At 55.9% G+C, this 15,499-nt stretch carries 8 protein-coding genes and 3 rRNA genes; 4 read left to right on the plus strand and 7 right to left on the minus strand.

What is annotated here, in order from left to right:
* The first annotated feature begins 163 nt into the window (after positions 1-163).
* From AB3G88_RS00585 to rrf (AB3G88_RS00595), 3 genes are all read left to right on the plus strand, one after another.
* A 23S ribosomal RNA gene (locus AB3G88_RS00585) occupies positions 164-3,055 on the plus strand.
* Positions 3,056-3,206: 151 nt separating this feature from the next.
* A 5S ribosomal RNA gene (gene rrf, locus AB3G88_RS00590) occupies positions 3,207-3,322 on the plus strand.
* Between the two features lie 108 nt (positions 3,323-3,430).
* Positions 3,431-3,546: ribosomal RNA gene (rrf, locus tag AB3G88_RS00595) — 5S ribosomal RNA — on the plus strand.
* Between the two features lie 83 nt (positions 3,547-3,629).
* Here rrf (AB3G88_RS00595) and AB3G88_RS00600 read toward each other — a convergent pair.
* From AB3G88_RS00600 to AB3G88_RS00610, 3 genes are all read right to left on the minus strand, one after another.
* Entirely contained in the window at positions 3,630-6,125 is a 2,496-nt protein-coding gene (locus AB3G88_RS00600) for a TonB-dependent siderophore receptor (protein WP_480452747.1), read from the minus strand.
* 92 nt (positions 6,126-6,217) lie between these two features.
* The gene (locus AB3G88_RS00605; RefSeq protein WP_158878578.1) at positions 6,218-7,201 is read right to left on the minus strand and encodes a FecR domain-containing protein; all 984 of its coding nucleotides are present in this window, start codon (positions 7,199-7,201) and stop codon (positions 6,218-6,220) included.
* Positions 7,185-7,709: a sigma-70 family RNA polymerase sigma factor gene (locus AB3G88_RS00610; protein ID WP_099584296.1), complete on the minus strand. Its 525-nt coding sequence runs from the start codon at positions 7,707-7,709 to the stop codon at positions 7,185-7,187. Before AB3G88_RS00610 ends, AB3G88_RS00605 begins: the two co-directional genes overlap by 17 nt.
* 280 nt (positions 7,710-7,989) lie before the next feature.
* Between AB3G88_RS00610 and AB3G88_RS00615 the strand changes: the two genes are divergently transcribed.
* Positions 7,990-9,870, plus strand: coding sequence for a methyl-accepting chemotaxis protein (locus tag AB3G88_RS00615; protein WP_099584297.1), 1,881 nt, complete (start codon positions 7,990-7,992; stop codon positions 9,868-9,870).
* A gap of 37 nt (positions 9,871-9,907) precedes the next feature.
* Here the strand turns inward: AB3G88_RS00615 and AB3G88_RS00620 are convergent, their stop codons facing one another.
* From AB3G88_RS00620 to AB3G88_RS00635, 4 genes are read right to left on the minus strand one after another with little or no spacing between them, the layout of a single operon-like run.
* Entirely contained in the window at positions 9,908-10,372 is a 465-nt protein-coding gene (locus tag AB3G88_RS00620) for an SRPBCC family protein (RefSeq protein ID WP_480452751.1), read from the minus strand.
* 19 nt (positions 10,373-10,391) lie between these two features.
* Positions 10,392-13,769, minus strand: a complete 3,378-nt coding sequence (locus tag AB3G88_RS00625) for an amino acid adenylation domain-containing protein (RefSeq protein WP_480452753.1) — start codon at positions 13,767-13,769, stop codon at positions 10,392-10,394.
* A complete protein-coding gene (locus AB3G88_RS00630) occupies positions 13,766-14,713 on the minus strand; it encodes a diiron oxygenase (protein ID WP_099584300.1) in 948 nt (315 codons plus the stop codon). The genes AB3G88_RS00625 and AB3G88_RS00630 overlap by 4 nt, the downstream gene beginning before the upstream one ends.
* Positions 14,710-15,468, minus strand: a complete 759-nt coding sequence (locus AB3G88_RS00635; protein WP_480452755.1) for a DUF3050 domain-containing protein — start codon at positions 15,466-15,468, stop codon at positions 14,710-14,712. The genes AB3G88_RS00630 and AB3G88_RS00635 overlap by 4 nt, the downstream gene beginning before the upstream one ends.
* Positions 15,469-15,499: the final 31 nt, after the last annotated feature.

The raw sequence follows: 15,499 nt of genomic DNA on the forward strand, positions 1-15,499 counted from the left end.
CGTTCTTTAAAAATTTGGGTATGTGATAGAAAGATAGACTGAACGTTACTTTCACTGGTAACGGATCAGGCTAAGGTAAAATTTGTGAGTTCTCTTAATTGAGAAATTCGAATTTTCGGCGAATGTTGTCTTCACAGTATAACCAGATTGCTTGGGGTTATATGGTCAAGTGAAGAAGCGCATACGGTGGATGCCTTGGCAGTCAGAGGCGATGAAAGACGTGGTAGCCTGCGAAAAGCTTCGGGGAGTCGGCAAACAGACTTTGATCCGGAGATGTCTGAATGGGGGAACCCAGCCATCATAAGATGGTTATCTTACGCTGAATACATAGGCGTAAGAGGCGAACCAGGGGAACTGAAACATCTAAGTACCCTGAGGAAAAGAAATCAACCGAGATTCCCTTAGTAGTGGCGAGCGAACGGGGACTAGCCCTTAAGTGGCTTTGAGATTAGCGGAACGCTCTGGAAAGTGCGGCCATAGTGGGTGATAGCCCTGTACGCGAAAATCTCTTAGTCATGAAATCGAGTAGGACGGAGCACGAGAAACTTTGTCTGAATATGGGGGGACCATCCTCCAAGGCTAAATACTACTGACTGACCGATAGTGAACTAGTACCGTGAGGGAAAGGCGAAAAGAACCCCGGAGAGGGGAGTGAAATAGATCCTGAAACCGTATGCGTACAAGCAGTGGGAGCCCACTTTGTTGGGTGACTGCGTACCTTTTGTATAATGGGTCAGCGACTTATTTTCAGTGGCGAGCTTAACCGAATAGGGGAGGCGTAGCGAAAGCGAGTCTTAATAGGGCGTCTAGTCGCTGGGAATAGACCCGAAACCGGGCGATCTATCCATGGGCAGGTTGAAGGTTGGGTAACACTAACTGGAGGACCGAACCGACTACCGTTGAAAAGTTAGCGGATGACCTGTGGATCGGAGTGAAAGGCTAATCAAGCTCGGAGATAGCTGGTTCTCCTCGAAAGCTATTTAGGTAGCGCCTCATGTATCACTGTAGGGGGTAGAGCACTGTTTCGGCTAGGGGGTCATCCCGACTTACCAAACCGATGCAAACTCCGAATACCTACAAGTGCCGAGCATGGGAGACACACGGCGGGTGCTAACGTCCGTCGTGAAAAGGGAAACAACCCAGACCGTCAGCTAAGGTCCCAAAGTTATGGTTAAGTGGGAAACGATGTGGGAAGGCTTAGACAGCTAGGAGGTTGGCTTAGAAGCAGCCACCCTTTAAAGAAAGCGTAATAGCTCACTAGTCGAGTCGGCCTGCGCGGAAGATGTAACGGGGCTCAAACCATACACCGAAGCTACGGGTATCACGTAAGTGATGCGGTAGAGGAGCGTTCTGTAAGCCTGTGAAGGTGAGTTGAGAAGCTTGCTGGAGGTATCAGAAGTGCGAATGCTGACATGAGTAACGACAATGGGTGTGAAAAACACCCACGCCGAAAGACCAAGGTTTCCTGCGCAACGTTAATCGACGCAGGGTTAGTCGGTCCCTAAGGCGAGGCTGAAAAGCGTAGTCGATGGAAAACAGGTTAATATTCCTGTACTTCTGGTTATTGCGATGGAGGGACGGAGAAGGCTAGGCCAGCTTGGCGTTGGTTGTCCAAGTTTAAGGTGGTAGGCTGAGATCTTAGGTAAATCCGGGATCTTAAGGCCGAGAGCTGATGACGAGCTAACTTTTAGTTAGCGAAGTGGTTGATGCCATGCTTCCAAGAAAAGCTTCTAAGCTTCAGGTAACCAGGAACCGTACCCCAAACCGACACAGGTGGTTGGGTAGAGAATACCAAGGCGCTTGAGAGAACTCGGGTGAAGGAACTAGGCAAAATGGCACCGTAACTTCGGGAGAAGGTGCGCCGGTGAGGGTGAAGGACTTGCTCCGTAAGCCCATGCCGGTCGAAGATACCAGGCCGCTGCGACTGTTTATTAAAAACACAGCACTCTGCAAACACGAAAGTGGACGTATAGGGTGTGACGCCTGCCCGGTGCCGGAAGGTTAATTGATGGGGTTAGCTAACGCGAAGCTCTTGATCGAAGCCCCGGTAAACGGCGGCCGTAACTATAACGGTCCTAAGGTAGCGAAATTCCTTGTCGGGTAAGTTCCGACCTGCACGAATGGCGTAACGATGGCGGCGCTGTCTCCACCCGAGACTCAGTGAAATTGAAATCGCTGTGAAGATGCAGTGTATCCGCGGCTAGACGGAAAGACCCCGTGAACCTTTACTATAGCTTTGCACTGGACTTTGAATTTGCTTGTGTAGGATAGGTGGGAGGCTTTGAAGCGTGGACGCCAGTCTGCGTGGAGCCAACCTTGAAATACCACCCTGGCAACTTTGAGGTTCTAACTCAGGTCCGTTATCCGGATCGAGGACAGTGTATGGTGGGTAGTTTGACTGGGGCGGTCTCCTCCTAAAGAGTAACGGAGGAGTACGAAGGTGCGCTCAGACCGGTCGGAAATCGGTCGTAGAGTATAAAGGCAAAAGCGCGCTTGACTGCGAGACAGACACGTCGAGCAGGTACGAAAGTAGGTCTTAGTGATCCGGTGGTTCTGTATGGAAGGGCCATCGCTCAACGGATAAAAGGTACTCCGGGGATAACAGGCTGATACCGCCCAAGAGTTCATATCGACGGCGGTGTTTGGCACCTCGATGTCGGCTCATCACATCCTGGGGCTGAAGCCGGTCCCAAGGGTATGGCTGTTCGCCATTTAAAGTGGTACGCGAGCTGGGTTTAGAACGTCGTGAGACAGTTCGGTCCCTATCTGCCGTGGACGTTTGAGATTTGAGAGGGGCTGCTCCTAGTACGAGAGGACCGGAGTGGACGAACCTCTGGTGTTCCGGTTGTCACGCCAGTGGCATTGCCGGGTAGCTATGTTCGGAATAGATAACCGCTGAAAGCATCTAAGCGGGAAACTAGCCTCAAGATGAGATCTCACTGGAACCTTGAGTTCCCTGAAGGGCCGTCGAAGACTACGACGTTGATAGGTTGGGTGTGTAAGCGCTGTGAGGCGTTGAGCTAACCAATACTAATTGCCCGTGAGGCTTGACCATATAACACCCAAGCAATTTGCGTCGAAAGGCCAGATTGCGGTGTGTGAAGACGAGATGAACCGAAAGTTCGACGCTCACAAAACACCGAAAGCTATCACATACCCAATTTGCTGAAGCGAGGCCAACAGGTCACGAGTCAGTACCCGAATTTCTTGACGACCATAGAGCATTGGAACCACCTGATCCCATCCCGAACTCAGTAGTGAAACGATGCATCGCCGATGGTAGTGTGGGGTTTCCCCATGTGAGAGTAGGTCATCGTCAAGATTAAATTCCGAAACCCCATTTGCGAAAGCAGATGGGGTTTTGTTTTATGTAGAAACTCATGAATTTCATCGGAGCGATGCTAACGCAACGGTCCGATACACAGAATTTCTTGACGACCATAGAGCATTGGAACCACCTGATCCCATCCCGAACTCAGCAGTGAAACGATGCATCGCCGATGGTAGTGTGGGGTTTCCCCATGTGAGAGTAGGTCATCGTCAAGATTAAATTCCGAAACCCCTGTCTGTTAAACAGACAGGGGTTTTGTCGTTTAGAGCCGCTGGTGGGTGTGGTCCCCACTAACGGATCAGAACTGGTAACTGACGGTCGCGCTCAAGTTACGTTTCTCTCCTAGATAGCAGAAGTTCAGACTGGCACAGGACGCTACATAAGTTTCATTGGTCAAATTGTTCGCATTAAGCCGCACATCCACGCCCTTCAAACCGACCTTACCTAAGTCATATCCTACCGACGCGTCGTACAGCGTATAGGAAGGCACCTTCATCGTATTCTCCGCATCTGCCCAGCTATAACCTACATACCGCACGCCACCTCCAAGCCTCAACCCATCCAGTGCGCCAATCTCAAACTTATAGTCAGCCCAGATCGACGCCATATGACGAGGTGCCTGCGTCGGCGAGTTACCCTTGTTCTCAATCAGATTGTCAGCAGTGCTCAAGGTACTCACCATCGACTTGGAGTACTCGATATCGGTAAAGGTATAGCTGCCCAAGAGCTTGAGGTTATCGGTTAGCTGCATGTGCGCCTCCAATTCCAGCCCCTGCGAGCGCACAGCGCCGACACCACGATAGAAGTTTTCCTGCGGTAGCTTGGTTGCCAGATTTTCCTGATCGATGCGAAACCACGATGCCGTGAACAAGTTTTCGGTGCCTGGCGGCTGATACTTCAACCCCACTTCCCACTGTGTCCCATCGGTAGGTGCCAGCGGAGTGCCTGCACTGTCGGAATAGGAGTTGGGATTGAACGACTCGGAGTAGCTGACATAGGGTGCCAGGCCACTATCAAACAGGTACAACGCACCTGCGCGTCCAGTAAGTTTAGTGCGCTTATCACTAATCTCAGTACCCGCTGGCCGATTCGTCTCTGCAACGCGGTTTTCGTCAGAGGTCTGTACCCAGTCCTGACGCAACCCCAATGAAAACCGCCATTTATCCATTTCGATCAGGTCTTGCAGATAAACCCCAGTCTGCTCTAACCGTCGTAGATAGCTGGTAGGGCTGTAATAGCTGATAGCGGAGTTGCCGTAGGTGGGGTTAAACGCATTGATTGGTTCAAGCGACCCACTCGTCCAATCCACCACTGTTTTACGCCGTTGATAGTCCGCACCCAACAGCGTGGTGTGCTTGGTCGCCCCAGTAAAAAATTCAGCCTGCAACATGTTGTCGATGATGAATGCATGCAGCTTCTCATCACCGCCCGAGTAATAGCGATTCAGCTCATTACTGGTCGGAGTGGTCCAGCCATAGGCGTACACCTGATCCAATTGCACCTTGGAATCCAGGTAGCGAAAGTTCTGTCGTGCGGTTAACACATCATTGAAGCGATGCTCGAACTGATAGCCGAACGACTGCTGGTCTCGCTTGTAGCCGTCAACTCCGGGCTCACCTTCAAAGAAGTGGTTGGAGATTCGCTGCCCATTGCGCTGATGCAGTGTGCCTTCCGCTGGCATCCCGCTGTGATAGCCGCCATCAGGATCATGCTGAAGATAGGCCTGTAACGTCAGTGAAGTATCGTCGGTAAAGTCGATGCTCAGAGTTGGCGCCAATGCGTAGCGCTTCTCCTTGGCGTAGTCGAATTGGGTGTCGGATTTATCCGCCAGCCCTGTCAGTCGATAGGCGATGCGCTTGTCTTCATCCACTGGGCCGCTGAAGTCAAATCCCATCCCCCGTTGCCCGTTGCTTCCCACTGTCGCTTGAACCTGGTGATAAGGCTCGAACAGCGGCTTCTTGCTGGTCAGCGCCACTAGGCCGCCGGGCGAGCTGCGCCCATACAGTACCGAGGAAGGCCCCTTGAGAATGTCCACGCGCTCCAGGAAATACGGATCAACTTGCATCGTGCTATAGGTGCCGCTGTCCCCCATGGACTTCAAACCATCAAGGTAAATGTTATCCACCGAGCCATCATTGAAACCGCGCATCGCCACGTAGTCATACCGATGCGTTGCGCCATAAGGGTTGGTCAGCACGCCTGGTGTGTAACGCATGGCTTGGGAAACTGTCTGGGAGCCTTGGTCATCCATTTGCTCACGCGTCACTACCGAAACCGATTGCGAGGTCTCCAGTAGGGCGGTGCTAGTCTTGGTAGCGATCTGGCTGTGAGTCGCGTTGTAGCCTTCCATGCTCCCAAGGGCATTGCCCAAGGCGAAACCCTTGATGTCGGTGGTCGGTAGAGTCAGCGCGTTGCTTTCCGGCAGCACCTGCAAGACAAAGCTGACACCGTCTCCGGATACTGCCTGCAACCCTGTGCCTTCTAGCAGACGAGTAAAACCCTGCTCGGCAGAGTAGTCACCTTTTAGCCCCACCGACTGCCGGCCCTGAGTTTGTGCAGGCGTGCTGGACAGAGTAATGCCAGCCCGTCGAGAGAACTCATTGAGCACCTCGCTCAGCGGTCCTGCAGGTATCTCGTAGTGTTGATTAACCAGCTCTGCGCTGCCTTCTGCGGCCAAGACAGTGATCGGCACCGTACTGATACCCAGCGCCGTCGATAGCAATGCTGCGCGTATGGCTTGACCCAATAGGGGGTAGGAAGAGTCGCAAGTATTGCGGTGAAAACACACAGGCATGATCAAGATCCGTAGAGGCCGGTAAGGGCAGATTGATTGGCTTACTGACTAAGCCGGACTCTGGGAAAAAAGCCGCCAAAAAAAGTAAAAAATCAGACCCTCCGCTCCAGGCTCACCCACCAAGGCGTGCGATAGCGCACGTGTACCGGCAGTGTGCGCGCAAGTATCGCCAGCAACTTATCGGTGTCCTCCAGACGGAACACACCCGATAGCCGTAAATCTGCAATATCCATCGAGCAGCCCAAATGGCCAGGGCGATAACGCCCAACTTCTGAAAGGAAATCGGCGAGTCGCATATTTCGAGTCACAATCAGCCCATCCGCCCACGCAGCAACGTCCATATCCGGTGGAGGAACAAGCATGGCTTCGGTCTGACGCAGGAGGTAACTCTCTCCCGCGCGAACGCGCGTCGAAAGTCCATCAGGTCTGTGAGGTGAGTGAATCACTACATTACCGCTGACCACATTCAAGCGTGTGCAGTCGTTGTCCTGGCGAACGGTAAAGCGCCCTTCGATGCCTTCGAGCAAGCCATGGCGCGTTTGAACCAACAAGGGGGCAGACAAAGCAGCGCCGCAGGTCACCAGGATTTCCCCACGCACCAATGTGATCAGATGCTGCAGCGCTTTGAAATCCAGGTCTACCGCACTGTCTGTGTTGAGTTGCAGGCGAGTGCCCTCGGGCAGTTGCATGCTGCGGCGCTCGCCGGTGGCTGTTGCGAAGTCAGAAGTCCAGCGCTGCCAACCGCTCAGATCCCGGCTTACCCATACCGCCGAACCCACCAACAGTGCTCCGGACAATAGCTTCAGTGCCTGCCGCCGCCCAAGGCCCTGAGCACTGTTTTCCAGTGCCCTGTGCGTCTCGGGGATCGCGGTCAGCTGGCTATTCAGCTCCTGCTGCAGCGCCTGAACCCGTTGCCAAGCCAGTTCATGATCATGATGAGCTTCGCGCCAGTGCTCACATTGCACGAGCAACTGAGTGTTGGCGCTGTTGTTACGCAAGCGCAGCATCCAACTGATAGCCTGCTTGACCACCCTAGGATCTGGACCGCAGCGTGTGGAGTTATCCATGGGTGCCATAACGCAGGACGTAGCAGTGATAAAGCGCCTCGGCGACATAACGCTCAACTGACCTCAGTGAGATACCCATCTGCTGCGCGATCAGTTTGTACGTTAGCCCATCACACTGGGCCATCAGAAATGCCTTACGCACCTTGGGTTTCAAGCCTTCCAAAAGCCGGGCGATGTCCTCCAGCAACTCCAGCACCGATACTCGCGCCTCAGCACTCGGCGCCAACGCTTCGGGCAGATGGGCGATTGATTCGAGATAGGCCCGTTCGATCTCCTCGCGGCGCCAGTGATCAATGACCAAACCTCGGGCAATTGTGCGCAAAAATGCCCGTGGCGCCTTGAGTTCAAAACGCTCGGTTCTCTGCAATAGGCGTACGAAGGTGTCTTGAGCCAGGTCTGCAGCATCGGCTGCATTACCCAGGCGGCTGCGCAGCCAAGTGTTCAGCCAGTTGTGGTGGGTGCAGTAAAGCGCCTGCACAACGTTTTCTTCACACGAGATGTACTCAGAGGGCGGCATGTAAACGAGCTCGGCCAGACGTCACAAATGATAATTAGTCGCATTGTTTGATAGGCGGAAAAAATTTGCAACTCTGGTCCTTGTACGACAACCACTGGTCGGTTTCCTACTTAAAAAGAAGATCTTTCCCACAAACCCCTAAGTTTTGCTTCGACGTGGCCGAAAGCCTGATAAGCCATGTGTGCACCGAAATAGAGCGGCCTGAGAAGCTGCCGACACCGTTACATGGAATGCTCCATTCGGCCCGCTCACCCCCCTTTGGCAAAAAGAAGTCGATGAAATGAATCTCAAATTCAGTCATAAAATTTTGTTGGCCGCGTCAGGCGTTGTGGTTCTGGCCTTCGCGTTATTTACCCTTTACAACGACTATCTGCAGCGCAGCACCATCAAGCAGAACCTGGAGTCGTCTATTCAGCAGTCTGGTGAGCTCACCGCCAGCAGCGTGCAGAACTGGCTCAGCGGTCGAATATTGGTGCTCGAAAGCCTGACGCAAAACGTTGCCCACCAAGGCAGTGGGGCTGACCTCCCGGGGTTGGTCGATCAACCAGCGTTCACTTCGAACTTCCAGTTCACCTATGTTGGCCAAACTAACGGGGTGTTCACCCAGCGCCCGGACGCAAAGATGCCTGACGGTTACGACCCTCGTCAGCGTCCTTGGTACAAACAAGCTGTGGCTGCCGATAAACCCATGCTCACGCCGCCCTATATGGCCGCAGTGGGAGGGCAGATCGTAACGATCGCCATGCCGGTGAAAAAGAATGGCGAGTTGCTCGGCGTGGTCGGCGGAGACCTGAGCCTGCAAACCCTGGTGAAGATCATCAACTCGGTGGATTTCGGCGGTATCGGCCATGCGTTCCTGGTCAGCGGTGACGGCCAAGTCATCGTCAGCCCTGACGAAGACCAAGTGATGAAAAACCTCAAGGATATCTATCCTGGCATCAGCCTGCGCATCGAGAAACTTAACCAGGAGGTCGTCCTCAAAGGCCAGGATCGCATCCTGTCGTTCACGCCTATCAGTGGCTTGCCTGGTGCTGATTGGTATATCGGTCTGTCGATTGATAAAGACAAAGCCTACGCACCGCTGGGTAAATTCCGTACGTCCGCATTGATTGCCATGCTGATCGCCGTCGTCGCGATTGCCGTGCTCTTGAGCTTGCTGATCCAAGTGCTGCTGCGGCCCCTGACCACCATGGGTATTGCCATGCAGGACATTGCCCAAGGCGAGGGCGACCTGACCCGCCGCCTGGCGGTCACCAGCAAAGACGAGTTCGGAGAAGTGGGCAGTGCGTTCAACCGGTTCGTGGAGCGTATTCACGCCTCGATTTCCGAAGTGTCCTCAGCCACACGCCAGGTGCATGACTTGTCCCAGCGTGTGATGGCGTCGTCCAATGCCTCGATCATCGGCTCTGACGAGCAGAGCGCACGCACCAACAGCGTGGCCGCAGCCATTAACGAGCTGGGCGCCGCTACCCAGGAAATCGCACGTAACGCCGCCGACGCTTCACAGCACGCCAGTGGTGCCAGCGAGCAGGCCGACGATGGGCGCAAAGTAGTTGAGCAAACCATCCTGGCAATGTCGGAGCTGTCGCAAAAGATCAGCCTGTCCTGTACCCAGATCGAAACTCTGAACGCCAGCACTGACAACATCGGCCACATCCTTGATGTGATCAAAGGTATTTCCCAGCAAACCAACCTGCTGGCATTGAACGCGGCCATCGAAGCGGCTCGTGCCGGTGAAGCAGGACGCGGATTTGCCGTGGTCGCTGATGAGGTGCGTAACCTGGCTCACCGTACCCAGGAGTCGGCTGAAGAAATTCATAAAATGATCACTTCGCTGCAAGTGGGTTCGCGTGAGGCAGTGACCACCATGAATGCCAGTCAGACCTCCAGTGAAGAAAGCGTTCAAGTGGCCAACCAGGCGGGCGAGCGCCTGGTCAGCGTTACGCAGCGAATCGTCGAGATCGACGGCATGAACCAGTCCGTCGCTGCGGCCACCGAGGAACAGACTGCCGTGGTGGAAACCCTCAACGTCGACATCAACCAGATAAACCTGCTGAACCAACAGGGCGTGACCAATCTCAACGAAACCCTGAAGGACTGCGATGCGCTCTCGCAACAAGCCAATCGGTTGAAGCAGCTGGTCGATAGCTTCAAGATTTGATCTGCCGAGTGTGTGGTAGGAGCGAGCGATTTCGCTCCTATCGCTTTGCCAGCAAGCGGCGGACATTCTCCAGGGCGCTGTCGACGAACCCCTGCACAAACTGTTCAAATCCCTCCTGCCCCTTGTCTTCGGGCTCGGCAATAACGGTCCAGGTTACCTTGGAGCACTGTTCTCCAAGTGCTTCTACGTTGATTGCCGCCCACAACCTGGCCACGCCCAGGGTGTTGTAGATCGTGGTCCAGGTCATGCGCATCGCATGCTCATCCCGGCTATTGAGCTGTTCCACCACGAGGTTGCCATCGTGGAAAAACTTCGTGCGCAACGCGCCCAGACCGGCGCCGGTCATTTCGATATGCGTCAGGGCAGGAATGAATGCATCGAAGCCCCCGAACTGACCCACCGCGTTCCAGAGGTGGCTGGCAGGGCAATCGACCACGACGCAGGCGACGATCGGCACGCCGTTCGGGTTGCGGATTAACGTATCAGGTTGCAGCGGTTTCATGAGGTTGTCCTGAGGCGTTTCAAAGAAAGCCGATGGCCTTGAGGTAGTTACAGCCTTTGCTCAACAGCACCGAATCTTTTTCGGGGTAGGACTCCCCCATCTGCTGAACACCGTGCCGCGCGTTGTCGTGGCGAATCGTCGAAGTATCGCCGATGTCCTCATCCAGGCGATCAAGGTAGAACCCAAGTACGCCAAACAGTGCGTTGTCCGGTCCCACCGTTCGTAACGCCTGCTGCCATTGCGCAATGCTCACTCGTTCGAAGGGGTGGCCTGCCTGGCTGAATGCATCCAGGTAGCGCTCCCAACTCAAGGGTTGTGGGTTATGCAGGTTGAACACGTTTCTGTCGGCCTCAAAGCGGCCGCAGTGGAACGCCATGAAGCGCGCCAGAAAATCCACAGGCATCAAATCGAAGTTCAAATCCAAATGCGGCAGCAAGCCCAGTTGCAGAGACCCCTTGAGCATCAACATCAGGCGGTTTTTTTGCGGCTGGCAGACACCGTTGCGGCTGTTGAAACTGATATTCCCGGGACGATAGATATTCACCCAGGCACCTTGGGCGAGTGCGCCTCCCAGCTGTCGCTCGGCAACCCACTTGGACAGGTTGTAGCCGTTCTTGATGTACAGCGGCAATGTGGCCGCCGCAGGCGTTTCCAGCACATGTCCCCGCGAATTGATGCTGCTGGAGGCCGACAGTGTCGAGACAAAATTGAAGACTTTTTTGCTGCGTGTTTCACATAAACGCAGGCATTCGAATATGGGGTCGACGTTGTCCCTCGCCAGTGAGAGGTAGTCCAGTACGTGGTTGACCCGTGCCGCGTTGTGCACCAGTGCGCCGAAATCCTCTGCAAGGGCGTCGTACACCTCACGGCTCAAGCCCAATTGCGGCTGGCTGATATCGGCCGCGAAGACGTGCACCCGGCTCAGGTCCAGGTGTGCCAGGCGGTACTCGCGCAACGCCTCGGTAAACCGTGCCATCGCGGTATTCCCCGGCTCCTCGCGTACCAGGCAGGCAACCTGGGTTGCACCGCCGGCCAGTAAGGCTTCGACGATATGGCTGCCGACGAAACTGTTGGCCCCCGTCACGATCACTTTGCGGGGATCCCCCGCACGGTCTTGTGTCAGCGTGTTGATCACCCACTTCCGCTGGGCATCCCGAATCGCCTGAGCAAAGGGAGCATCGGGCCGTTCACCGTTCTCCAGCAGGGTTGCGAGGGTACGGATCGTCGGTACTTCCAGGAAGTGACCTAGCGTGAAACCACCGCCGAATTGCTCGCGAACACGCAGCATCAGCATCGACAGCAACATTGAATGACCGCCTAGATCGAAGAAGCTGTCATCCATGGACAGCCGATCAACGGGCAACGCCAGCAACTCGCCCCACAGGCTGCTTAACCGCGTTTGAAACGCGGTGCATGCAGTGCAAGGAGAAGGCCGCAAAGGGGGCTCAAACGGTAGCGCCAACAGGGTTTTACGGTCGACTTTTCCATTGCAGGTGTACGGCATACCCGCCAACTCGACCCAACCGTCGGGCTGCATGTAATCCGGCAGCCACAGCCGCACATATTGCTGCAGGCCTGCCACCGTAGCACCCGGTTCAGGCTGGGCGACAAAACATCGGATTCTGTTTTCACCATCGATAACTACCGCCACCTGGCGATACAACCGGCTGTTGCGCAGGCATTGCTCAATTTCCTGAGGCTCAATCCGAAAGCCACGGATCTTCACCTGATCGTCGCATCGCCCACCCAGCACAATGCCCTCGGTGGTCCACTTGGCCAGGTCGCCGCTGCGGTAGGCCTGCAGGTTCCGGCCACCGGGCACTGTCAGTTCGACGAAAGCGCTGGCCGCTTGTTGCGGTTCGTTCACATATCCCAGGCTTACCCCAGGGCCGATGATGTACACCTCGCCCATCACCTGTTCATCCACCGGTTGCAGGTCGGCATCAAGGATCAGCACCTGGCTATTGGCAATGGGCAGGCCAAGGCTGCGGTTGCTGTCGCCGACCTGCATCACCCGATGGGTGACCAATACCGTCGCCTCTGTAGGGCCGTAGAGGTTGTGAAACTGACATTGCCCCGCCAGTCGCTCGATCACATGAGGTTCGCAGGCATCGCCTCCCGTCAGCAGGTGCGTTAGTCCCAACCAGGCGTCGGGCGGCAGGATGTTGAGCAGGGCGGGCGGCAGAAAGGCGTGGGTGACACAGTGCTGGTGGAGCATTTCAAGCAGTTGGTGAGGATCGCGCCGTTGCTCTTCGCTTGGGACGACCAACTCGGCACCGGCTATCAAGGCAGGGAAAATATCGATCAGCGACGAATCGAAGCTCAACGGCGAGAACTGCAGGACGCGGCTCTGCGCGTCCAAACCCATGCAGCGCTTGAACCACGCCGTGAAGTGCGCCAGGTTGTATTGGCTGAGCAGCACGCCCTTGGGCTGGCCGGTGGTGCCCGATGTATAAAGCACGATGCAGGGGGCATCTGGGTGCGGGCGTTGGTGTATCAACGGGCGTGTGATGTCGGCGTCGAGGGGAGCGACACTGCGCACATCCACTGACACAAAACGCCCCCGCAATGGATGCTGACCGGCGTCCAGCAATACGCGAGCCCCCGCGCTTTCGAGCATGACGTGATGGCGTTGAGCGGGCTGCTCGGTGCCGAGCGGCATGTACACCGCGCCACAGCCCAGCACTGCGAGAATACTGGCGTATAACTCAGTGGATTTTTCCAGGTACACACCCACCACCGGCGGCGCGTCTGCGGTGTCCAGCAAGGGCAGCAATCGTTGCTGGATCGCCAGGGCGTGGCGATGCAATTGACGGTAGGTCACCTGGCTGCCGGCGATGTTCAGCGCCGGGCGTTCGGCGAAGGTGTGCAGGCTGGCCTGCAGTTGTTCGATTGGCGACACCCGCGCTTCCTGCATCAACGTGAGGTCTGCCGTACGGTTGAATCGATGAAGAAACGCCAGCGCCTCCAGGGCTCGCAAGTCCTGCTCGGGCCACTCATTGGCAACTGCGGTTGCAGAAAAGTACCCTGGATCGCGGGCGAAGCCACTGACGTGCAGCACGACCCATTCGACCAGCGCACTCATCGCCTGCTGGCGCAGCCGGTGACCGTTCCCACTGGGCTCGTCGGCGATGTGCAGTACGGCAACTGTCCGCCAGTCGTGCGCATAAGCGCGCACTTGCAGCTGGGGCAGCCCGCCGTCGACGACCGGACCAATGCCCACGCGCAGGCGTATCCGTGGGGTTTGGTCAGCGTGGATCGGCGGTGGTTGGCTGCCATCGTCAATCAACAGGTCGAGGGCGTCGTCGCTTGAGATATGCCCGTATTGCTCAAGCACTTGCCGGATATCGTTCAAAGCGCTGCTGGCGCCGCTCCAGCCAATGTTCAGTCGCCTCATGTGGGCCTCCCGGACGCTGGCAGGTAGTCGTTCAACGCCTGCGCAACACTGGGTGTCTGCAATAAACCGCTGTGCTGAAGGAAGGTCATGATATTGCCCATCAATGGGTGATGGCGGCTGATGGGGAACGCCAGTGCCATGACCTCATCGCGCAGTGCATTGCGTACTTTGTCATTGATGTCCAGATGATCAACCAGATGCAGGTCGAAGTTCTTCTGCAGGTCGTTGGTCAGGTAATGCGCCAGGAACGTCGGCAGCACTTGAGCGATGCTGTCGCGGTCATCGGCACTCGCGGCCTGCCAATAAATGCGCACCAGCCGCGTCCAGAATTGCGCGTGGCGACCTTCGTCAAACAAGTGGTCGGCCATCAAGCCGCGAACCGACGCTTTGACACTGTTGTCCTTGGAAAACGCTGCTACATCCTGGGTGACGGTGTTTTCGGCGATGGCCACGCCAATCAACTCCACCGCATCGCTCAGGTGAGCGGGTGCCAGGGCTTGTGCCGCCGGCAGCGCGCGGCTCAACTCGATTTGCCCGGGCAGGTCCAGCGGTTGTATGCCCGTCATGGCCACCGTCTGTTGCAGAAAATCCAGTGCAACCAGCGCGTGATAGTCCTCGTCCACCACAACGGTCATCGCGTCAACGCGGCAGGCGAGGGGGAAGGGCAGCGAGAAGCGATTCTTGGCTATGCTGCGGGCAGTTTTATCGACGATTTCAGTCTCGAAGATGACCACGTCATTGATGAATTTGTAAAAGCTTTGCACCAGCACGAAGTCGCGCCACTGCGGGCAATGTTGAACAAAGGCTGTGCTGAGTACCAATGGCTGGCGGCACAAGGGGTAGATCAACTTGTCATCGTTTTCCAGCAGGCGGCGAGGGCGTGTGCGAACGGTTGCGCGGCGCTCCCAATCTTCGGCAATGGCGGGGTAATTGGCAGTGTTCATGGGCGTACCCCTTGCAACGAGACCCGCAACTCGTCCCATAAGTCGATGCGACTTTGCATGGCGGCGAGGGCTGTATCCCCGGCTTGTTGGGCATACGCTGGATCTGCACTGAGGAGACGTGCGAGCAGTTGCTCCGCCGCCGGGCCATGATCCTGTGTATCCAGTTCGATGTGGCGCTTGAGATAGCCGCACAAGGTAGGCGCTTGATGCAGGATCGACGCATCCGCTTGCAGGATGCGCTCGAACATTGCGGGGATGACACGCTCGCGGCCGTACAGAAACGCAGCCGCCACACAGTGCGTGGGCGCGTTTACCGCGACGCATAACGTTGCCCTGACAAAACGGGCCACCCCGGCAGGCGGCGCAACCTCGTGCAAGGCCATATCTGCCGTCGCGCCTTGACGCAGGAACGCAACGAAACGGTTGATTGCAGAGGTGCTGGCGCCGACCTCGGCCATGGCTTCCAGGTACAGCTCGAAGTGGCTGCAATGGCCTCCACGGGGATGCGTGTCTGACTCTTCGCTCAGCACTATTTCATTGATCAGGCGTGCAGCTTGCGGGTCGCAGGGTGGCAGCCAGGGCAAGTGAGTGCCGGTCAGGTCCTGTTGCAGGCGTTTGGTGAGTGTCATGAAGTCCCAAACAGCGAAAACATGGCCTTCCATAAAGTGTCGTAACTTGCTAAGTGAAGTTATTTCCGCAAATAACGGATGGCTGTATAACTGCAGTTTTTTTTGTTCCAGTAACGGTTGATGCATGGTTGATGCCTATAAATTATTGCGTCTGCTG

This window comes from Pseudomonas arvensis, from assembly GCF_056688935.1.